Source organism: Paenibacillus sp. Root444D2, from assembly GCF_001426375.1.
Taxonomy (GTDB): Bacteria; Bacillota; Bacilli; order Paenibacillales; family NBRC-103111; genus Paenibacillus_E.
This window is the reverse complement of record NZ_LMEO01000018.1, coordinates 87,435-106,651: the sequence shown is the minus strand read 5'-3', so window position 1 is coordinate 106,651 and position 19,217 is coordinate 87,435. Positions and strand designations below refer to the sequence as shown.

General features: G+C 45.9%; 24 protein-coding genes. 16 read left to right on the top strand and 8 right to left on the bottom strand.

The features are described from left to right. Positions 1 to 14 precede the first annotated feature (14 nt). Entirely contained in the window at positions 15 to 338 is a 324-nt protein-coding gene (locus tag ASD40_RS12820; RefSeq protein ID WP_057303663.1) for a hypothetical protein, read from the bottom strand. Positions 339 to 540: 202 nt separating this feature from the next. On the opposite strand from ASD40_RS12820, the gene ASD40_RS12815 reads away from it, so the two are divergent. From ASD40_RS12815 to ASD40_RS12805, 3 genes are all read left to right on the top strand, one after another. After that, complete coding sequence (locus tag ASD40_RS12815) at positions 541 to 1,305, top strand: response regulator transcription factor (protein WP_057303662.1); 765 nt, start codon at positions 541 to 543, stop codon at positions 1,303 to 1,305. Next, positions 1,302 to 2,669, top strand: coding sequence for a sensor histidine kinase (locus ASD40_RS12810; RefSeq protein WP_057303661.1), 1,368 nt, complete (start codon positions 1,302 to 1,304; stop codon positions 2,667 to 2,669). The genes ASD40_RS12815 and ASD40_RS12810 overlap by 4 nt, the downstream gene beginning before the upstream one ends. Before the next feature lie 241 nt (positions 2,670 to 2,910). Continuing rightward, positions 2,911 to 3,429: a C40 family peptidase gene (locus tag ASD40_RS12805; RefSeq protein ID WP_057303660.1), complete on the top strand. Its 519-nt coding sequence runs from the start codon at positions 2,911 to 2,913 to the stop codon at positions 3,427 to 3,429. 94 nt (positions 3,430 to 3,523) lie between these two features. On the opposite strand, the gene ASD40_RS12800 is transcribed toward ASD40_RS12805, so the two are convergent. Continuing rightward, the gene (locus ASD40_RS12800; RefSeq protein WP_057303659.1) at positions 3,524 to 3,982 is read right to left on the bottom strand and encodes an Hsp20/alpha crystallin family protein; all 459 of its coding nucleotides are present in this window, start codon (positions 3,980 to 3,982) and stop codon (positions 3,524 to 3,526) included. A 129-nt stretch (positions 3,983 to 4,111) separates the two neighbouring features. Here ASD40_RS12800 and ASD40_RS12795 point away from each other — a divergent pair, with 129 nt between their 5' ends. From ASD40_RS12795 to ASD40_RS12775, 5 genes are read left to right on the top strand one after another with little or no spacing between them, the layout of a single operon-like run. Beyond that, positions 4,112 to 4,336 carry a spore germination protein gene (locus tag ASD40_RS12795; RefSeq protein ID WP_047678721.1) on the top strand — a complete coding sequence of 75 codons (225 nt, stop codon included), beginning with the start codon at positions 4,112 to 4,114 and terminating at the stop codon, positions 4,334 to 4,336. Between the two features lie 41 nt (positions 4,337 to 4,377). Beyond that, complete coding sequence (locus ASD40_RS12790) at positions 4,378 to 4,587, top strand: spore germination protein GerPB (RefSeq protein ID WP_057303658.1); 210 nt, start codon at positions 4,378 to 4,380, stop codon at positions 4,585 to 4,587. 58 nt (positions 4,588 to 4,645) lie between these two features. Next, positions 4,646 to 5,410 (top strand): spore germination protein GerPC, encoded by a 765-nt coding sequence (gene gerPC / locus ASD40_RS12785; RefSeq protein WP_057303657.1) that lies wholly within the window; start codon positions 4,646 to 4,648, stop codon positions 5,408 to 5,410. Positions 5,411 to 5,412: 2 nt separating this feature from the next. After that, positions 5,413 to 5,595, top strand: a complete 183-nt coding sequence (locus ASD40_RS12780; protein WP_057303656.1) for a hypothetical protein — start codon at positions 5,413 to 5,415, stop codon at positions 5,593 to 5,595. Between the two features lie 3 nt (positions 5,596 to 5,598). Beyond that, a complete protein-coding gene (locus ASD40_RS12775; protein WP_057303655.1) occupies positions 5,599 to 6,048 on the top strand; it encodes a spore germination protein GerPE in 450 nt (149 codons plus the stop codon). Between the two features lie 778 nt (positions 6,049 to 6,826). Here ASD40_RS12775 and ASD40_RS12770 read toward each other — a convergent pair. Continuing rightward, positions 6,827 to 8,455, bottom strand: coding sequence for a glycosyl hydrolase family 18 protein (locus tag ASD40_RS12770; protein WP_063870774.1), 1,629 nt, complete (start codon positions 8,453 to 8,455; stop codon positions 6,827 to 6,829). Positions 8,456 to 8,587: 132 nt separating this feature from the next. Next, positions 8,588 to 9,499, bottom strand: coding sequence for a sensor domain-containing diguanylate cyclase (locus tag ASD40_RS12765; RefSeq protein WP_057303654.1), 912 nt, complete (start codon positions 9,497 to 9,499; stop codon positions 8,588 to 8,590). Positions 9,500 to 9,819: 320 nt separating this feature from the next. Between ASD40_RS12765 and ASD40_RS12760 the strand changes: the two genes are divergently transcribed. Further along, entirely contained in the window at positions 9,820 to 10,521 is a 702-nt protein-coding gene (locus tag ASD40_RS12760) for a response regulator transcription factor (RefSeq protein ID WP_056833708.1), read from the top strand. Here the strand turns inward: ASD40_RS12760 and ASD40_RS12755 are convergent. Next, the gene (locus ASD40_RS12755) at positions 10,518 to 11,255 is read right to left on the bottom strand and encodes a DUF554 domain-containing protein (RefSeq protein WP_057303653.1); all 738 of its coding nucleotides are present in this window, start codon (positions 11,253 to 11,255) and stop codon (positions 10,518 to 10,520) included. The two genes, ASD40_RS12760 and ASD40_RS12755, sit on opposite strands and share 4 nt — an antisense overlap. Positions 11,256 to 11,378: 123 nt before the next feature. Between ASD40_RS12755 and ASD40_RS12750 the strand changes: the two genes are divergently transcribed. The 5 genes from ASD40_RS12750 to ASD40_RS12730 all read left to right on the top strand — a co-directional run bounded on the left by ASD40_RS12750 (position 11,379) and on the right by ASD40_RS12730 (position 14,476). Next, positions 11,379 to 11,612 (top strand): hypothetical protein, encoded by a 234-nt coding sequence (locus ASD40_RS12750; protein WP_057303652.1) that lies wholly within the window; start codon positions 11,379 to 11,381, stop codon positions 11,610 to 11,612. A gap of 91 nt (positions 11,613 to 11,703) precedes the next feature. Then, positions 11,704 to 12,345: a thiamine diphosphokinase gene (locus tag ASD40_RS12745; protein ID WP_057303651.1), complete on the top strand. Its 642-nt coding sequence runs from the start codon at positions 11,704 to 11,706 to the stop codon at positions 12,343 to 12,345. Between the two features lie 107 nt (positions 12,346 to 12,452). Continuing rightward, a complete protein-coding gene (locus tag ASD40_RS12740; protein WP_057303650.1) occupies positions 12,453 to 12,725 on the top strand; it encodes a response regulator transcription factor in 273 nt (90 codons plus the stop codon). Between the two features lie 158 nt (positions 12,726 to 12,883). Further along, the gene (locus ASD40_RS36345; RefSeq protein ID WP_082562206.1) at positions 12,884 to 13,933 is read left to right on the top strand and encodes a polysaccharide deacetylase family protein; all 1,050 of its coding nucleotides are present in this window, start codon (positions 12,884 to 12,886) and stop codon (positions 13,931 to 13,933) included. A gap of 93 nt (positions 13,934 to 14,026) precedes the next feature. Continuing rightward, the gene (locus tag ASD40_RS12730; protein WP_057303649.1) at positions 14,027 to 14,476 is read left to right on the top strand and encodes a PilZ domain-containing protein; all 450 of its coding nucleotides are present in this window, start codon (positions 14,027 to 14,029) and stop codon (positions 14,474 to 14,476) included. Here the strand turns inward: ASD40_RS12730 and ASD40_RS12725 are convergent. The 3 genes from ASD40_RS12725 to ASD40_RS12715 form a co-directional block, all read right to left on the bottom strand. Further along, positions 14,469 to 14,960 carry a GAF domain-containing protein gene (locus ASD40_RS12725; protein ID WP_057303648.1) on the bottom strand — a complete coding sequence of 164 codons (492 nt, stop codon included), beginning with the start codon at positions 14,958 to 14,960 and terminating at the stop codon, positions 14,469 to 14,471. The two genes, ASD40_RS12730 and ASD40_RS12725, sit on opposite strands and share 8 nt — an antisense overlap. A 132-nt stretch (positions 14,961 to 15,092) precedes the next feature. Continuing rightward, positions 15,093 to 16,322 (bottom strand): S-layer homology domain-containing protein, encoded by a 1,230-nt coding sequence (locus ASD40_RS12720; RefSeq protein WP_057303647.1) that lies wholly within the window; start codon positions 16,320 to 16,322, stop codon positions 15,093 to 15,095. A 223-nt stretch (positions 16,323 to 16,545) separates the two neighbouring features. Then, a complete protein-coding gene (locus ASD40_RS12715; protein ID WP_057303646.1) occupies positions 16,546 to 16,995 on the bottom strand; it encodes a hypothetical protein in 450 nt (149 codons plus the stop codon). Between the two features lie 339 nt (positions 16,996 to 17,334). On the opposite strand from ASD40_RS12715, the gene ASD40_RS12710 reads away from it, so the two are divergent. Beyond that, on the top strand, positions 17,335 to 17,901 hold the full coding sequence (locus tag ASD40_RS12710) for an RNA polymerase sigma factor (protein ID WP_029196193.1): 567 nt from the start codon (positions 17,335 to 17,337) through the stop codon (positions 17,899 to 17,901). Further along, the gene (locus ASD40_RS12705) at positions 17,888 to 19,204 is read left to right on the top strand and encodes a hypothetical protein (protein WP_057303645.1); all 1,317 of its coding nucleotides are present in this window, start codon (positions 17,888 to 17,890) and stop codon (positions 19,202 to 19,204) included. Before ASD40_RS12710 ends, ASD40_RS12705 begins: the two co-directional genes overlap by 14 nt. The last annotated feature ends 13 nt before the right edge of the window (positions 19,205 to 19,217 follow it).

Genomic DNA, 19,217 nt, shown 5'->3' with positions numbered 1-19,217 from the left:
CATATGCCTTAACCTTATTTGATAATTTTGGCTGATACGACGTAGTCTTCTGCATACGCACGGTCAATGAGGAAGATGAAATCCTCTTCTTCTCGGCGATACGGGGTTTTTTTAGGGAAAACTTCAATATACTCACTCTCGATTAACTCTGTACAATTCTCGTCTGCGTAGATCAATCCGTCTTCTAAACGTTTTAGCGCCTCAACCATAACCTCCCGGGATTTGAACTCCCCTTGAATCTCTACATAGACTTTTGCGGTAGCATCGTGGTCTTGCAGTAAAATCGCTACTTTTTGGTTAGTTTTGATGCGCACTTTCTTTTTTGGAGTTATGCTCATTTGTCCTACTCCTTCATCAGTCTTCTATGCGTTATTTTATGTCACAAAGGCGGAACGCGGACTAGGCTAATGAACGCTAACGAGACACTCCCCAAAGACTGGGCTTTTCACATATGTATGTAAATGTACCGAATAGAGAAAATAAAGAACGAATCGACACCGCTGACCATCAGCGACCCGTTAGGAGTGAAATCTATCCGCCATGAGCCGCATATTGCTAATTGAGGACGAAGAACGCATCGCTAGGGTGCTTCAGCTGGAGCTGGAGCATGAGGGCTATGAGGTACATATAAGAGCAGATGGGCGCTCTGGACTAAATGCAGCCTTAGACGAGTCGGAGGACTGGGAGCTTATCCTGCTTGACGTCATGCTGCCGGAATTGAGCGGTCTAGAGGTGCTTCGCCGCATACGGCAGGTAACCGCTACCCTTCCCATTATCCTGCTGACGGCACGTGATGCCGTCCCCGACCGAGTCAGCGGACTTGACCAAGGCGCTAACGACTATGTGACGAAACCTTTTGCCACGATCGAATTGCTCGCCCGCATTCGCAGTCTGCTCCGCCAAAGAAGCTTTCAGGACCAGTCAGCAGAGCAGCCTCATTTACTTAAGGTGGATGATCTAACCATGGATTTAAAGAGTAGAGCCGTTACCCGAGAAGGTACACCGATCGAATTAACGCCTACGGAATTTGATTTACTGCGCTTCCTGATTCAGCACCAGGATGAAGTGATGTCGCGGGAGCAGATCATTTCAGAGGTTTGGGGATATGATTTCGTAGGAGATACGAACGTGGTTGACGTGTATATCCGATATTTGCGGCAAAAGGTGGACAAGCCCTTCTCCTCCAAACTCATTCAGACGATGCGCGGTATCGGCTACTTGCTGAAGGTTGAACCTTCCTCAAGCAAAGAGGCGGACGATTCAGCTGGTGAAGCTGTTCCCAAAGACGGGCAGACGCCCTCATGAGCCTTAAGCTGAAAATCACACTGTGGGTTTCCGCAGGACTGATGTTGATCCTTTTTTTCAGCTTCACCTTTGTCTACTATATGTTCATTCGGGTTACAACCAATGGCGAACTGGAGCTGCTGAAAGAAAAAGCCCGCACCCTGATTCTGAAGGATTTACCTAATCATCCGGAGTATTGGCAGAATAGCTCGCAGATGGAAGAGCTCCTCATTCCGCAAGAAATGGTGCGGTATATTGCTCCTGATTCGAAGGTTGTTTACCAAATATATTCCGACCCCAAGCTGCTCCGCTTTTTTCCCAAATATGTAGACAAAGAAACGGTTATCTTAGAAACAGCGCCCGACGGAATTTTTATATTCGTGAAAATGCCTGTGTTCAAAGAAGGCCATCAGGTTGCTATTTTAGAAATTGGACGCAACCTGCGGAGGTTGGGTGAATACTCCCGCATGCTCATCTCTATACTTTTGTTAACTTCCACGGGTGCGCTGATCCTAGCTCTCCTTGGGGGTTATTTCTATACGAATGTGCTCTTTCGGCCGCTTCAGCAATTAGTAACCACCATGCAAAATATTGAGAAAAGCGGCTCTTTTAGACACATCCCGCTGCCCGACAAGCTCACGAATGATGAGTTAACTATGCTTAGTGCAACATTTAATAAAATGATTGATAGGCTAAAGGGAATGTTTCAAAAGCAAGAGCAATTCCTTGCGGATGCCTCACACGAGCTGCGTACGCCGCTCACGATCATTGAGAGCTACGCTAGCTTATTGCGAAGATGGGCTTTCCGGGACGATAAGCTGCGTGAAGAAGCGCTCGAAGCCATCATCTCCGAATCAGCCCAGCTGAAGATTCTCACGCAAAATCTGCTCTCCCTTACCGATAAAGAGCGAGAAGACTGTGAACAAAAGAGCACCTTCGACCTCCTTCCGATTGCCCAGCAAACCGCAGCCTCGCTTAGAGTCACCTCTAGCAGAGAGATTGAGGTGCAGATTGCGCAAGATCTGAAAGAGCTTCATATGACAGGAGATCCTTATAAGATCAGGCAGCTTCTCATTATTTTGCTAGATAACGCGCTCAAATACAGCCAGCAAATGGTCGTGTTGAAAATCGGCATCACAGAGAACAAGTGGGTTACCATCGAAGTCATTGATCAAGGCATCGGTATTGCAGAAAGTGACATACCGCACCTTTTTGACCGCTTCTATCGGACGGATAAAGCAAGGAATCGCAAGCAAGGCGGAGTCGGTCTAGGACTGGCTATTGCGGAGCATATCGTTCAGAAGCACGAGGGGACCATTCAGCTCAAAAGCTGCTTAGGTCAAGGAACTACCGCTTTGATTACGCTGCCAAAAACGTGTCAATAAAAATATTATAATGGAATTCTCATCATATTCTCAGAATTGATCTTAACACCATTGATACCACTGGCCATAGGGCTGCAAGGTAAATGTTAGGTGGAATTTCATCTGGTATACTTGGGCTGTTGGACGAACAATCCACAAGTTAGCTCAGTAGAAGAGTCTTGCAAATCAAGTTTTCTAATGAAAACTTAGCATAGGCTTACAACGTAAGTTTACTTACGAAAACTCTAAGGAGGCAATCCAGATGAAAAACCATCAAAAAACGTGGTATAAGAAATTAGTCATTGCGGCATTGACCGTTTCCATAGGACTTTCTGCAGGAATGGTAAGTGCGCCTCATCAAGCCGGAGCAGCAGCAGCTATCGATGCATCAATCACAGCAACTTCTCGTGCCAGTCAAGTGATTTCGATCGGTAAAAACTATTTGGGAAGACCTTATCAATTCGGTGCAAAATCGGGTCAAACGCGAACATTTGACTGCTCTTCCTTCACCCAATACGTGTTCAAGCGGGTTGGTGTAAACCTGCCGCGGACATCTAAACAGCAATCCCATGTCGGAACATATGTATCCAGAAGCAACCTTCGCACAGGTGATCTTGTGTTCTTCTCTATTCCGGGCAAACCCGGCGTCATTAACCATGTAGCCATTTATATGGGCAACGGTAACCTACTGCAGACATACGGCGCAGGCGGAGTCCGCATTACTAACATTCACAGCGGGACTTGGTCATCCCGTTACATGACCGCTCGCCGCGTCCTATAGTTTAATAAGGATAACCCTCAGCCATATGGCTTGAGGGTTTTTGTTTTTCACCTAGGAATCTGCAAGCCGTAATATATTCCGCCCTACTAACTAGCTAGTAACGGATGTACGCCTCAACATAGTTCTCCCTCAAGCCTCGCTTTCGCACCTTGATCTGCAGCAGACGTTGTTTGTAGCTCACTCTAGCCGTCCTCGGCTGCACAAGGGTCGGCAGCTTAATGATTCGGTTCTTGCCGCTGAGAAAGCCGGTCAGCTTAATCTGATTGGATTTCACAAACACCTGCAGCGCTTTTGGATCTTCATCTTTGGCAATCTTCACTTTAATAATGACATGTTCATGCGTCTCAAAGATTTCAGAGCCCGCAAATCCCTGGGAAGAGAGAGTGGCATCCAAACCCGGCATCGCTTTTTTCAGCATGTCCTGTACATATCCCTCGGCCCACGTCATATTATCTAGAAAGGTCTGCCCTTTTTCACCGAAAGGCAGCTTTTGCCCAAGGAACTTCTCAACTTGCTCCCATTTTAGCCAAGGATGGCGATTAAACCCGTTCAAGCTCATCACCTCATTTTCACTAGCAGTATATGTGCCTACTCCCTGATGTGACACCCAAATGAAAAACAGGGCACCTCTAGGCGAATACCCTCATATACTATAGTTGTGATAAGTGCAAGGGGGTCGAGTATGCCATCTATCGTAGGGAATGTCAAAATCATCAGCGTGGGGCCGAGCTCCGTCGTCCACTTCGGCGATTCCTTTATCATCGCACCTAACAGCTCCTCCAAAACTTTTGCCGGAGCAGGCTCATTTAATACCGGGGATTTTCCTCGCATTTATAATGCCTACAGCACAACTGTAACCAACGATTCCGACCTTATCGAAAACAATGCCAGCGGAATTATCATTTAATATTCATTCATTTATTAACCTGAGCGAGGTGTTCATCCAAAATGAACTGGACCATCCATCAGACCATTATGATTCAGCATTTAAAAGTGGACTCAGTGGCTAACTCCTCCGTTCTGCAAATTGGCACCGCCGGATCTATCCGATCCTTATCTAATCTGTACAATACCGGCGGCTTCGTTGAATCCGCTCCACAGATGGGAGCAAGCGCAACGAACCCAGTCTCACTGGTTCCTTTGCCACCGCCAACTTAATATCCCCCAACTCGGGCGTTACAAGCTGAATGAAACCGGAAGGAGGTGCCTTTCCTAGATGCATAATTGTATAACTTGGCAGCAATGGGCCCAGCAGGTCTCCGCCTATATTGAGATGCAGAAACAGAGAATCGATACGCTTGAACAAACCGTAAGCAAACTGCAAACGGACCTTAACGCCTTGAAAAATCAGAAGGGCGTCCACATCGATAAAATCGAATATAAATTCGATCAACTCAAAGTCGAAAAGCTGGACGGGACCTTAACAATCGGTATCAGCCCCAGCTTACTTGACCAAATCGATGACTTATCAGTGAATGGTGCCTCGATGGGCAAATATGCTGGTGCTGATGCGAATGCATTTTTTCAGGGGCAAGGACAAATGAAAGGGCAAATGCAAGGTCAAGGACTAAGTCAATGGCAAGGAATAGGGCAGAGACCACAAGAGCAAGAACAAAAGCAAGGTCCAGGGGCGGGGAATCAAGGGCAAGAACAGGGGAAAGGAAATCCCACAGGTTTTGGCATTCAGCAGGAAGTCTCTAGCGGGATAGAACAATACTTGCAATATGGTGTTCATGCCGATATGCACAATCTCGAAAACAAATATCAGTATCCATTGGACGAGGATTACAAAGCCCTCATTATCGATGATATCCGTAAACAGCTAGACACCCGCATTCAGCTTTATATCAATCAGTACCGCAGCGTTGGTTTCAAAGAACCGATGGAAGCCGTGACCACCAGCATCATCGAGAAAACTAAACAAGACATACTAAGTGCAATTGACAGTTACATATCCAATTTACCAAGGAAGGAAGGATAACTATGCTGAACTTACATGTAGAAAACAAGCAACTTTTCGTAGGTGATGTGCGAATCATCGGGGTCGCCAGTTCTTCTGTATTTCTTATTGGCGATACGGAAGTCATTTCATTGTCCTCCATGTTCGACACCCCTCCCGAATCGGTCATCATTTCTCCATTCGTACCTCTTCCATCGGAGGGGTGACCTATGGTTCGCTTATCCATCGTCGGCAATGTCTATATCAATGACTTAAGCTCGAGCAGTATCATGCATGTTGGTGATAACATCAACACAGCTCTAAAAACAAGAGTCTTCGCTGTCCAGCGTGAAGTTCCCTTCTATTATGGGAATGAGGGAAGCTTCAAGGCTTATCCCTTTTATCAAAGACCCTTTCCCATCCCCCAGCCTCATGAACCCTTCACAATGTGTGTGGATAACTTAGGCTCATTTATTCGTGTGCAGAATATCCGTATTCTTGGCGTTTCCTCTTCCTCTATATTGCAGATCGGCTGTAATCGTATCACCAGTGGCGAAACCCGCATCAAAAACATCCGCCAGTTCGTCACAGATAAACCCGGCCCCAAAGAAAAGACAACCTTTGTCAAACTAGGCAAAGAAGAAGGCGTTGGCTTCTTCGAAGCGAATCCCCAGCAGTAACTTTAGGAGAGCGTCTATTCATCCAATCTTGTTCTACATTGAGGTTTCTAAAATCGGAATCCATCGCCATATATGCTCGCGTGAGGTAGCTGGATGAATGAAAAAATGAATGAATGTATGAATGAATGTATGAATGAATGAAAAAAAATGAATGAATGTATATGTGCACCCACATCCTCGGTCGAATGATGTTGTAGTAAGTGCAACAATTGCGGCCCTGATCCCGCCTCTCCCTCTTCAATGTTGTATAACGTACAACAATCTTGACCTATTCAGGCGATTTCGCAAGAAATGGGTTAGAATTGTTGTACGAAATGCAACTTCAAGCTGCTAAATGGCCTTTTGGCTTGCGAATTGTTGTAGTAATTACAACATTGGCAACCACTATTGCCCATAATCCTCATAACCTCAAAAACTAATGAACGACGATAAATCAAATTTGTTTTAACTGCGGCGAGCGAGTATTACTGGAAACGTGGTTACTTGGCGGTGGAGGCAGTATCAGCTTCTTTGCTGGTCCTGGGGGTGGAGGCACTATCTGCTTTACTGGCTATCTTGCGTTGAAGGCACTATTTGCTTTTTTGCTAGCTATCTTGCGTTGGAGGCACTATCTTCCGTAATTATATAGCAAATACAAGTTAACACGTGGCTGCCGAGAATTAGCGACGAGGCTATGCAATAGCCTATCCTAAGCACTAGCAGCTACGGTTAAGCAAAACAGAGAACCGCACCCCACTCGGCAAGCCGGAGTAGGGTGCGGTTCTCTGCTAAAGCCGGCTCACTTCGTGAGCAGCGGCTGGGCGCGGCTGAGCAGCGCCGCCATCTCCCCGCGCGTCAGCGACGCGCTCGGGCGGAACGTGCCGTCCGCGAAGCCGTCGACAAGGCCATTGCTGCTCATCGCAGCGATGGCCCCTGCCGACAAGCTGCCTGCTGGCACGTCGGTGAAGCTCTTCGCAGCGGCTCCGCCGCCAGCCTGCGAAGTTAACTGCAAAGCGCGGGACAGCAGCACACTCATCTGCTCCCGCGTCATGATCTGATCCGGCGCGAAGTGATCGCTGCTGATCCCTTGGATCAGCCCACTCTGCTTCGCGAGCCGGATATCCTGCCACGCCCAATGGGTGGCAGGGACATCACTGAACGAGGCGCCGATTGCAGCCGCCTCGCCCTTCAACCCTAGCACGCGCACGATTATCGTCGCGGCTTCAGCCCGTGTGAGCGCCGCGTCCGGCGCGAACCGGTCAGAGGCTATGCCGAGCATCCAGCCTCGGTTCGCAGCGGCTAGCACATAAGCTTGCGCCCAATGCTTCTGCATGTCGGCGAAATAAAACCCATCGGACCATAGGCTGTAATAGTCCCAGGTATTCGCGGTCTCCTGATTCAAGCTCCAGCTTCCTGTCCCCTTCAAATTGTACTTGCCTACCAATTTCAGCTTTTCCTTCAACGACTGCTCGTTCTCGAACCACACTGTGTAGTCGCCGGCACTATATTCGCTAGACGCTGCATTGGTTGGACTGATTGTGAAAGTAGCTACCGGTGATTGGCTAGCAGCATCATACCGCACACTCCCTTTATAGGTGTCAATCAGCTGCATTAGTTTCTGAGCGGATACACCTGAGCCATTAGCGGCAGCATTTTGATTCCAGTACCTCCCGTAGAACGGAACACCAAGAACTATTTTATCCGCTGGTGCCTGTGCTACTGCGTATTGAATCGATTTCTCGACAAAGGGTAAACTTGCTACAGGTCCCGGGGTTGGATCTCCAGGATAGCTTTCATCATAAGCCATAACCATTAAGTAATCACTCACCGCGGCTAATGCCTTGTAATCATACAAAGCAATCCAGCTTCTCGTCGCCCCTGTAGGATTCGCTGCTACAGCCACTGATACTTCCATCCCGCTCGGGAGTTTATCGCGCAGCATTTTGACCATATCCGTATATTTATCCCGGTAAGCTGCATCCACATTCTCGATATCCATATTAATGCCGTCCAACTTATGGTCCTTGATTGCCGCAACAATTTGATTAACAAGCGCTTCTCGATTATCGATGGCTTTCTCACCTAGCGTCCTATCGAAATCGTTACTAAGAAAAGGGACAACCTTCTTCCCTCGCTGATGCATGTCGGTAATGAACGAGTCCTGTAGAGAATCGGATAGTTGCAAACTACCATCTGTATGGATATGAAAGTAGCTAGGCGAGACGACATCCAGTGTCTGACCGCTTTTATCCACTTGTGAGGTATATAAATTTGAATTGCCGAAGAAGAGATAAGACATCGTAAACTTTCCTTGAGACGAGCTAGCTTCAGCCTTAACACTAGGTTCTGAGCTTGTTGCTATCGTCAAAAGCCCCGCCGCGGCTATTATAATCACGAATTTTCTACATCGATTTTTGGTTTTCTTCATCGGCCCACCCCCTATTTCTAGCATCTAGCTGCTTCCTCTATTTTGCTAGATAGAATTTGAATGTGCTAGGAGTAAATATTGGGGATACCAAAAAACCGTTACTTTAGAGCATTCAGCTCCGAGTAACGGTTTCTAATAAAACTGGTAGTGATTACGGCCTTTGCCCTTCACTTTATATAGGGCAATATCTACTTCTTTCAACATACTAGTCGCATCGGTTTCACCTGAGCGGTACATTGTTATCCCCATACTAACTGTTGCGCGAAACTGCTGCCCCTGTATGTCCCATGGCTGTTCAAAACACTGAATGATCCGCCGGGCGACGCTTTCCACGTGCTCCTTACAATCCACCGCGGGTAATAAAATGGTGAACTCGTCGCCTCCCATGCGGGCGAACATATCAACCTCACGGAGACAACCTTTGATGCGGTGAGTGAAATCCTGCAAGAATGCGTCTCCTACATCATGACCCATCGTATCATTTATCACTTTGAAATCATCTATGTCTAAGTATAGAAGTCCAAACGGTCTCTTCGTTCGATTTGCTTGCAAAAGCATTTGCTGCAGATGCTCCTTAAACATTCGCCGATTAGGCAAACCTGTCAGAGGATCATGATAAGCCATGGCGATAAGACGGCTCTCTTGATTTTTGCGCAGCGTGATATCAGTAAGCACGAAAGAAATCTCGACTAGAACACCCTCATCATTACGAATTGGAATCGCGGTACATTCGAACCAGATAATATTCTTATTAACACCTCTTGCTCGAAATTCCAGCTTACTGCTGCTGCAAGTTTGCAAGGTTTTGATAAACATTTTATGTAAATCCATACCGTATTCCGAATCAATAAAGTCCACAACTTGCTGAAAGTCAGCAGGTATAAATCCTATCACTTCACTAAAATTCTTGGAGGCATAGGTCAAATTTCCATAAACATCAAATATGCTAAACAGATCCCAAGCCTGCTCGATGAATTGGCATACGAATGTATCCTTCAGTAACGATGAATGTTTCGCAAAATCTGAATCAGCCTTATGACTCATTACTTCGCAGCCCCTCTCGTACTTTTTACATAGAGACTTAGGTAGCTTAGCATAGGAACATAAAGATTCAATTAAGTTCATCCAAATTTTTCGTCAATTTAAGTCGAAATATGACTATTTTTTCACATTTTTCATAGATACAGGGATTTAGAAGCAGATCAAAGTACCTACTTCGAGGAAAGAATCGTACCAAATCTCTTTATCTGTCAATAAAAGGATAGAAATGTCTAAGAGAATCGTTCTATAATGAAGATAACATGTAAGAGCGGGAACACCGTTCTTTCTACCAAGCTGTTCCGTTACTGAGGAGGATTTCAAGTATGGCAGGAGAAACTATTTTAGTCGTAGATGACGAGCAAGAAATTGTCCAATTGATTCAACTCTACCTAGCGCGGGAAGGCTATAAAGTCATTAGCGCCAATAACGGTCACGATGTATTTGAGATCGTAAAAGAACATAAGCCCGATCTTATTATTCTGGACATTCTATTGCCAGGACTTGATGGTATAGAAGTTTGCCGACAGCTTCGCAAAACGAGCAATACGCCGATCCTGTTCATCTCCTGTAAGAGCGAGGATATTGATATTATTCTCGGATTAAGCATGGGTGGCGATGATTATATGACGAAGCCATTCAGCCCTAGTCAGCTCGTCGCTAGAGTCAAAGCTCATTTACGTCGAAATTCCATTCGAGAGCAGCATCAGGATGATCCTCAGCTGGTGAAATTCCCCGGCCTCGAAATCGATCTGGTTAGCCATATCGTTCGCGTGAATGGACAGACCATATCCTTATCGGCCAAAGAATTCGATTTGCTTTCCTTAATGGCTAAGACCCCTAATCGGGTGTACAAAATCGAGCACCTGTTTGAACTTATATGGAGCCTAGATAGCATGGGCGATCCACGAACACTTATTGTACATATTAGTAATCTGCGTAAGAAAATTGAATCTAACCCAGCAGAGCCTCGCTACATTATTACGGTTCGCGGTGTCGGATATAAATTTAACGGTTCGGCTGTTTAGAACAGTCGGCTAAACCATACGGTAAAATAATGCTGCAGAGGAACCGCTGCTGCCGCTATGACAAGTGCCGGAAGCATGTTGGCTACATTCATTTTTTTAATTTGAAGAATGTTGACGCCTACGCCAATAACCAGGACGCCACCCACGGCTGTAATTTGGACGATCATAGCATCTAGCGACGCTTGGCTAAAAGCCATGGCAATAAATGTCGCTGCCAGAGCGATGACCCCTTGCATCACGAACACGGACACCGCCGAGAAAATCACGCCTATTCCAAGGGTAGACGCGAAGATAATGGATAAGAACCCGTCCAGCAATGATTTGGTATATAAAATATCATGATTATGCCTAAGGCCGCCATCCAGTGGACCCAGAATAGCCATAGCTCCAATGCAATAAACCAAGGTGCATGTTACGAAGCCTTGCGAGATACTGCTTGTAGGATGAGCAGAAGAATCTTTGCGCAGCAGTGCCTGCAACCAGTCACCTAGCTGCTCTAGCCTGTATTCGATTCGCAGCAGTTCTCCAATGATACCTCCAATAACCACGCTCATAATAACTAGTACGATTTGATTCGACTTTAATGCCATAGTAATGCCCAGCACAGTAATGGCGAGCCCAAGGCCCTGCATAACTGTGCTTTTTATGCCTTCCGAGATGCGGGGCAGCATCATTCCTAATAATCCCCCAATCATAATGGCGATTGCATTCACAATCGTCCCCCATAAAGCCATGCTGATTCATTCCCTTTCTGCCTTAAAGTCTGTGACAACCTTCTCATTCTACATGATTCCGCTCATAATTTCCTCCATCGTTGGAAATGGTATGAATAAGCAACAGGAAAGGAGGAATACAGCATGTCGAATGACAAATCGATGGATCCCATGACTGGCGACACGGTTGAGACGGACGGTATTTATGCCAATGAAGCAGGACGAGAGGTTACGCTCAAGCGCGGCGACGAGTTTCCCGCCGATCTTGTTTTGGGACGAACGACTTGGGAAATGAAGGGCTTCGCCGATGAAGCCGTGATTGATCATGACCAATCTGAGCTTAACCCTATGCGCAAGCGTGTGGACGCTAGAACCTAATCATAGAACCGGGCTGCGATGAATGCAGCTCGGTTTTTGCCTGCGTATGATATACTATGGGGATGATATATCAAGCGCTGGGGGAACAAGCATGAACGGAAAACGAATTATCATTGTAACTGGAGGGACACTCGGGGACTGGGCTCTTGGAGACATTCATGAAGATGACGTTCTCGTAGGGTCGGACCGTGGTGCCTTATATCTGATTCAACATGGCTATACGCCGCATATTTCACTCGGTGATTTCGATTCTGTCACTGCCGAAGAGTTAAGCCGTATTCGCGCTTCTAGTCTCACTTTCATCGATTGCGACCCGGTCTTCAAGGATTTAACCGACACCGAAATGGCCTTTAACTGGGCACTGGATCAGCAGCCTGATCATATCGTTCTGCTCGGAGCGCTCGGCACCCGATTTGATCACTCGTTAGCCAATGTACATCTGCTACGCAAAGGCACAGAGCAAGGCGTTTCCTGTTCCATTGTCGATGCCAACAATCAAATCATTCTCATTAACCAATCCACTCGTATATTACGGGGGAGCTATACACATATATCCCTGCTGCCGCTTAGCTTGGAAGTAACTGGAATTACACTGCATGGTTTCCAATATCCGCTCCAGCAAGCGACTCTTCAGATTGGACAGTCCCTTGGGATTAGTAATGTACTTAACGAATCGGAAGGTCTCATCGAACTCCACACTGGCTTATTACTCGTTATCCAAAGTAAAGATTAAGCAAAAAATTTTAAAATTAGACAATCTCATGTGAATCCTATAGGGGTTAACTCTGGTACAATGAACTGTATGCCATACATTAATTAAGATATTGAGGTCGTTCAAGCATGCAGCATGTGCAAGAGAATCCGGCAAAGAACCTTCATCATAAGAGTGTGCAATCCATTACAACCCAATTTGCAGCCAAACATTTACTTACGAACCGAGAAGCCGAAATTATAGGTCTTATCGCGCTCCACGGCTATAGTAATAAAGAAATAGCTGATCACTGCAACATTAGCGAAAAAACTGTTAAAGTCCATATTGATAAAATTATGGATAAAGTCGGAACTCGATCGATGCGCAAGCTTCTAGCTGCCATCATCAGCAATGCGGTTTAACGCACCCGCCAAATACTGCTATTCAAACTGGAGACAGTTTGGATAGCAGTTTTTTATATGAGGGAATCTCACTAGCTGGCTAAACTAGGTATATTTCTCCCAACCTTTGCTTACAAATAGAGTAATAGATTATTCCTCTAGAAATGGTTGGTGTGCCTATGAACTACCAAAGAAAGAGAATCCTTTTTTATTCGGTGCTAGCAGGTCTACTTACTATACTTCTCATACTCGTATCCTTCAGCCTAGACTCCTCGGGGTACCAATTACAGGGATCCTCATCAACTCCGGCATTGATCCCTCATCAGGTCGATGCTCAGATCGTCGAGTCTCCATCCCAAGCTCCGGTCGAGGTCTATCCTTTTGCCCTGGACAAGCCCGCTCCAAGCTTAAAAATAACGCCAGACCCGCCTCTCCTAGAAGAACCCAAATTGCCTGCAGTCTCAACGGTTACTTTGAATACTTACGTCCCCGCTCCCCCGAATGCTTCCGCAGTTTCGGGCGCAGTTCAGTCTACAACAAGACCAACACCTCTGCCATCCAAAATCAGCATACCCGTCCTCAACTACCACAGTGTCACGATTGATCCAGGGAATGTTGTCGTTATCTCCCCAGCCAAACTGGAAGAGCAGCTGATATATCTTAACGACCATGGTTACACCCCAGTTTCTCTCACTACTTTTATTAGTCTTATCGAAGGAAAAGATGTCGAGGCAGCTCCTGAGAAACCAGTGCTGTTAACTTTTGACGATGGATACATCGATAATTATGAGCAAGCGATGCCACTTCTTGCCAAATATGCCTTCCCGGCTACCCTCTTTATCTCACCAGGTATGAGCGATCAGGAAGGTTACCTGAACTGGGAACAGATCAAGAAGCTGCAAGAAGCCGGCTGGGACATTCAACCTCATGGGATGACACACCCCCATCTCCCCCAGCTTTCCGTGGATCAACAAGCCTTCGAAATGTTAGAAGCCAGAAAACAAATCGAGGAAAACCTCGGAACCAAAGCCGATGTATATTGCTACCCTTATGGCGAATATAACAAAACGACGCTGAAGCTTCTTAAGGATCATGGATTTCGTTATGCTTTTACGATTGAACAAGGCTTTGCAACAAACCAGCAGTCCCCTTACCTGCTCAAAAGGCTTTTTATCAATGGAGAAGAAGGCCTGAAATCATTCATTCGCAAGCTTTCTGCACACGATTAAGTAGCTTTATTTTCAAATTTATCAAGTGAAAGGTAGTTCAAATTAATCATCAATATAGTATAATAGGCCTATCAACCATGAGGAGCAGTTCGTATGTCACAAGCAAATAAGCGCTCCAGCTTCCGACTCAACCTTCAAATTCCTTTATCAGCCTTGTTCAAAATCATTGGTATCAAAAACAAGGCAGCTGACACCAAACATTCTAAAATTATGATAAGAGATATTAGCTCAGGCGGTATACGTATCCACACCCCCTTGAATCTTCCTATCGATATGAGCTTGCTGCTGGAATTCACTTTTCATCTTTTTCATCAAGAGATCAAAGTATTAGGTGTCCTCACACGAAAAACGATGCTGAGTCCATCCCTCTATGAATACGGGATTGAATTCAGCATCGCAGATCCAATTATGGAACAGCAGCTTACCAGTCATCTGATCTTATTAGGTGCTCGTTTAAAACATAACAACATGCTGGCCAGCTGCAGCTTCTGTTCTGATGAAGATATGGCAGATATTTTCTCTACCACCTACGAGATTACATAGCAGCTGCAAGCTTCTGTACAAATTGTTCCAAGTACATCTGATCGATATCATCAAATCGGTTCTTGATAGGACTATCAATATCCAGCACCCCGACGAGCTCATTTCCAACAAGGATCGGTATCACGATCTCCGATTGTGATGCCGCATCGCAGGCAATGTGACCTGGAAATGCATGCACATCTGGAACAAGCACCGTTTCCCGACGTTCAGCCGATGTACCGCAAACACCTTTGCCCAGTGGAATCCGCACACAAGCCGGAAGTCCTTGGAACGGCCCCAGCACGAGCTCCTTCTTGTCACTTGTTTCATCTAATAAATAAAACCCTACCCAATTCACATCACTCAGAAACTGCCCGAGCAGCGCAGCGGCGTTAGCCAAATTCGCAATGCGATTCGGTTCGTCATGTATCAAAGCTTCAGCTTGCTGAATCAGCAAGGCATAATTATTTTCTCTTGTTCCCTCATAACTTGATTTCGCAAACATCTCTCATCATCCCTCTTCCCCAAATCAATCCTACCTGCTTATCATACCAAAAGATAACCTTCCTACCCAAATGCAAAAAAAGGGCGAGTCGGATTCGGATTATACCGATTAGGCTCGGAGAATATGCTCGGTCTAGGAATGAATAATGGAAAAAATGATCGTTTTTCCATCCGCTTCTAACCGTGTTTCAACAGAGTAGCTGCCGATTTGTTTCGTTGTGGTTTCGAGAACACCTTTAGCGGCTGCGCGTTCACAAGCGTCAGTAAACTGGCGATAGAAGATGTCTGCGTCATAGCCAAAAAGGAAATCCGTGAACTTCCGGATACTCTCCGTATTACGGGCCAGTGCCCCGTTTTCTAGGTGGACAGTCACACCATAGGTCATAAACTGCGGATCTAACCATAAGGATGCTTCATTACTGTTGCGCACCTCGGTGGTCGCACCGCTCATCGCCAGCCCTTTGGCCTCGGCATCTCGGAATAAGCGCAGCGTTGTTTCTTCAAGGTCATAATTCGCGCCTCGCAGCTTACCCGCTTCCTCCATCACATCGTAGGATTGCAGCATTCGCTGATCGGGGAATACCAGCTTCTTATAGCTGCCATCTTTCGTAGGCACGACTTTGATGAACGCTTCACTTCCGCTGTTCACACTGATGCGCTTCGACTTCGTCTGCAAACGAGCAATGATTTGCAGCGCTTCAGCTCGGGTAACCGGTCGTCCAACGCCGAAGTACCCGTTCGGGTAGCCTTCCATGATTCCCTTCGTCATGGCCTCGCCGATGAATTTCTGCTGTCTGGCCGTCGCACTTTGAAGATCACCGAATTGGGAAGCTGCTTTGAGACTGTACACTTCGTCTTCCAAATACTCAGTTTCTTTGAGTAAATAGTATAGAATTTCAGCCACATCTTCGCGCTTTAGCATCGCCTTGTAGTCACTGAACTGACCTTTGCTTATAAAATGAAGATCACTGGCCAAATCCAAATATGGCTTTGCCCAATATCCAACTGTGTTCGGTTTGAACGTGAAATCCCGATAATCCTGCTGCAAAATACTTTGGTTGCTTGCGCTGAGCGTTTGCAAAAAGCTCGATTTCCATTTGCGCTCGCCATTAGGATATTTATCTGTAAAAGCAAGCAATACAATTTTCACAAATTGATCAGCAGTCACAGTATCATCTGGTCGAAAAGTCCCATCAGGAAAGCCGTCCAGTAATCCCTGCTGCACCATTTGACTAATCGTCTGCTCCGCCCAATGGCCTCGAACATCCGTCATACCGGCAGCTTCACTCTTCCCTTGTACGACACCTATTGTCATTACGCAACAAACTGTTGCAATTGTAAGCCATTTATTGAGCTGTAACATTTTTCTTACTCTCCGCTTCTCCATGAGTTTTTGGCATCGTTTACACCAGTCTTTAGGATAAGCCTTCTACAATGCTTTGAGAACAGGCTTAAAGCCTAGTGATCCAAGGTGCCAAGAACTATCAACTATGGGACTATAGCCATAGGGATGGATACAAAAAAGGACCATGCTTTCTACACATGTAGAAAACATAATCCTTACTTTCCAACGAAAAACGGCACATTTAGCCGATCTTTTTGCCAGCACCCACTGTTATAACGGAATTATAATAGCGCAGCCAATCTGTTATGTATAACATTTTGGTCAGGAAATCTGGAGCATTACCCTGCAGACTCGCATACTTTTCCTCCTGCAACAGTTGATGCATCTCCCAGCTTTTAATAAATATGGCTTTAATGAAAGCTTCCTCCGTTTGCGGCTTATGCAGATCCGTTCCGCGCGAGAGTTCGATTTCCTCGATAATAACGCCTCGATAATAGGGATGTACGTTCACTAGTTGCCCCATATCAATGTAAGCGAGACCTGTAAATTCGAAAGGCAGCCAAATTAAATTCGTCTTCCTGTCTTCCAGTTTAACTGTATAAACTAAGCCCAAGTTCAGAGCAATCGGCTGCGGATAGTTCTTAATTTGTCCAGACCGCAAATGATCCACTATATGCTCAACGAAATTCATGGTGTTCTTCCTCTCCGAAGGACCTGATCTTTCATCCTGTGTCCTTTCTTCATATTGCGTGTTAAGGCCTTCTATTGTCAAGACACATCAAGAACGAGCTTACTTTCTCGGCCTCTTGTTCTCTTGGTATTCCTGAATAATCTCTTTAGTGTTGTCTCTCTTCGATTCTCTCCCTCGAAGCAAATCTCCTCCAGATTTCGAGCTATAGCCATTTTAAAAATTACATGTAGAAGTTAGACTCATCTGCCAGTTCGCTCTCGAATCCTATAAGGCATGATTTTTTTATAAAAATCCGAACTTTTTTTGTACTTGTAACGTCTAATTCAGAGAGGTGAGAGAATGGAGACGACCGGTGTCCATGTATTTGATTACTTAAAGTACGTATCTGAAACAACGGATCAGAAAGTGATTCTTCGCAATATAATGGAAACCTATGGTAATGATGTATGGAATTATGCGTTTAGTATTTGCCGCAATTCAGATTTAGCAGATGACATTACGCAGGATGCTTTCCTGAAAGTATATCGCAATCTTACTACATTCCGTGGTGAAGCTTCGGTCAAAACCTGGCTGCTTACCATTACACGTAATACTGCTTATGACTACCTACGCAAAGCATTTTGGCGCAAAGTTACACTTGTTGGCTTCATTCAATCTGCAGGCACATCACAATCAGCAGAAACAGAAGCGATGGAGAAATTATATGCTAGTGATATATGGAAAAAAGTGATATCTCTGTCCCCAAAATACAGAGAAATTTTAATTTTGCATGCCCATTATCAGCTCTCAACGAAAGAAATGGCTGCCATCCTTAACATCTCGGAGGGAACCGTTAAATCCCGACTTCACCACGCCAGACTCAAGGTGATCAGTTTGAAGGAGCGTGAAGCGCTTGAAAACTCCTGATCCGGATGATTTACATAAGCAATTGGAATCAGGACCGCTTAAGCAATCTGGCTTTTCTTCCAAGCTTCAGGGCGAGATCGAGGAAGCCATTGAGCGGAAGGAACGAGCGAAGCCGAAGGTAAAGCCCATATTCTGTTTCGCCGGACTCGGTGCGATTGCTGCTGCATTATTGCTCTTTCCGTGGAGTTCAATCCATACGCAAAGTGATGCAGCTCCTGCAATGGATGCTTCTGTTACGACTGCAGCGTCCACTAGTTCGTCTCCTGCCCCAATAAGCACCGCACTGCTTATTGGGCTAAGGACCGAGCGTGAATCTAACAATACTGAGGCGCAGCATGCTTTAGGACCCATTCGTTATAGTACTTATCGAACAATGCTTATAGCACCGGTTCGAGGCCAACTGCAGAAGACATCCGAGGGCACAGGAATTCTGATGCCCTATAAGCAAAATTTTTGGAAAATCGAATCCTTGGTTCATAAAACGAAAACAGACGAGTTCCACTATTTATCTGCTCATCTAGCTGATCAACCCGTGAAACCAGAAGCGTTCCCCGATCAAGCTGACGAACAGTTAAATCGCGTGGAGACCCTGTTATTTGCTGGGAATCAATATGTTTCCATTGCTGAATCGGAGGAGGCTTGGCGAGGTAATGCCCCTTATCAAGCGGAACGTATCTGGGTTCGTACCCTCCCGCAATTAAAAGAAGGGCATACTGTGCAGTTCTATAACAAACCGGTGGACAAGAACCATGTTTCGATCACCGATTTATATGGCAGCAGCAGTAGCAGCATCCTTACAAATGTACCGGGCAGCTCTGCCAAATTGCTTGGTGAGATTACAGGCCAAAGCTGGACCGTCCAGCGTGAACCAGGCCGCTGGGTCGGCAAGATCGCGGAGACGCCGCGAATTAGCGCAGCAACGCCTGATAGCTACATTCTGCACGACTTCCCGCGAGAGCTGCCTGATAAAGTCATCAATCACGATGATCTTTGCTGCTCATGGAGTTCTATCCAGTCCTCTTGGCCGTTAGCGACCGATGCGTTAACATCGCCAATGAATGATATGATCGTCATCTTCGAGAACGGTAAGCTCAAGTTCTACCCTTACGGGCAAGCGCCGGGAAATGATCCACAACTAACCTTGGACCTCCAGCCCGGTGAGAAGCTCGTTATGGCACAGTGGGCAACCGATCACTACGTACAAGAGTGGATCGATAAAGTCGGCCGCTATTTGAATGATGATCAGGCTGAATCAAGCTTCAGTGATGAAGTGGATAATGGCAGAGTCGGAAAAACCCGCTAAGTCCTGTGACTTA

Bases quoted from the DNA above. Each gene is read 5' to 3' on its own strand.
- ASD40_RS12745 (WP_057303651.1), top strand. From the start codon at position 11,704: ATGAACGGAAAACGAATTATCATTGTAACTGGAGGGACACTCGGGGAC.
- gerPC (WP_057303657.1), top strand. From the start codon at position 4,646: ATGCATAATTGTATAACTTGGCAGCAATGGGCCCAGCAGGTCTCCGCC.
- ASD40_RS12780 (WP_057303656.1), top strand. From the start codon at position 5,413: ATGCTGAACTTACATGTAGAAAACAAGCAACTTTTCGTAGGTGATGTG.
- ASD40_RS12760 (WP_056833708.1), top strand. From the start codon at position 9,820: ATGGCAGGAGAAACTATTTTAGTCGTAGATGACGAGCAAGAAATTGTC.
- ASD40_RS36345 (WP_082562206.1), top strand. From the start codon at position 12,884: ATGAACTACCAAAGAAAGAGAATCCTTTTTTATTCGGTGCTAGCAGGT.
- ASD40_RS12810 (WP_057303661.1), top strand. From the start codon at position 1,302: ATGAGCCTTAAGCTGAAAATCACACTGTGGGTTTCCGCAGGACTGATG.
- ASD40_RS12720 (WP_057303647.1), bottom strand. From the start codon at position 16,322: ATGTTACAGCTCAATAAATGGCTTACAATTGCAACAGTTTGTTGCGTA.
- ASD40_RS12730 (WP_057303649.1), top strand. From the start codon at position 14,027: ATGTCACAAGCAAATAAGCGCTCCAGCTTCCGACTCAACCTTCAAATT.
- ASD40_RS12795 (WP_047678721.1), top strand. From the start codon at position 4,112: ATGCCATCTATCGTAGGGAATGTCAAAATCATCAGCGTGGGGCCGAGC.
- ASD40_RS12820 (WP_057303663.1), bottom strand. From the start codon at position 338: ATGAGCATAACTCCAAAAAAGAAAGTGCGCATCAAAACTAACCAAAAA.
- ASD40_RS12790 (WP_057303658.1), top strand. From the start codon at position 4,378: ATGAACTGGACCATCCATCAGACCATTATGATTCAGCATTTAAAAGTG.
- ASD40_RS12775 (WP_057303655.1), top strand. From the start codon at position 5,599: ATGGTTCGCTTATCCATCGTCGGCAATGTCTATATCAATGACTTAAGC.
- ASD40_RS12805 (WP_057303660.1), top strand. From the start codon at position 2,911: ATGAAAAACCATCAAAAAACGTGGTATAAGAAATTAGTCATTGCGGCA.
- ASD40_RS12710 (WP_029196193.1), top strand. From the start codon at position 17,335: ATGGAGACGACCGGTGTCCATGTATTTGATTACTTAAAGTACGTATCT.
- ASD40_RS12815 (WP_057303662.1), top strand. From the start codon at position 541: ATGAGCCGCATATTGCTAATTGAGGACGAAGAACGCATCGCTAGGGTG.
- ASD40_RS12770 (WP_063870774.1), bottom strand. From the start codon at position 8,455: ATGAAGAAAACCAAAAATCGATGTAGAAAATTCGTGATTATAATAGCC.
- ASD40_RS12740 (WP_057303650.1), top strand. From the start codon at position 12,453: ATGCAGCATGTGCAAGAGAATCCGGCAAAGAACCTTCATCATAAGAGT.
- ASD40_RS12715 (WP_057303646.1), bottom strand. From the start codon at position 16,995: ATGAATTTCGTTGAGCATATAGTGGATCATTTGCGGTCTGGACAAATT.
- ASD40_RS12755 (WP_057303653.1), bottom strand. From the start codon at position 11,255: ATGGCTTTATGGGGGACGATTGTGAATGCAATCGCCATTATGATTGGG.
- ASD40_RS12750 (WP_057303652.1), top strand. From the start codon at position 11,379: ATGTCGAATGACAAATCGATGGATCCCATGACTGGCGACACGGTTGAG.
- ASD40_RS12765 (WP_057303654.1), bottom strand. From the start codon at position 9,499: ATGAGTCATAAGGCTGATTCAGATTTTGCGAAACATTCATCGTTACTG.
- ASD40_RS12725 (WP_057303648.1), bottom strand. From the start codon at position 14,960: ATGTTTGCGAAATCAAGTTATGAGGGAACAAGAGAAAATAATTATGCC.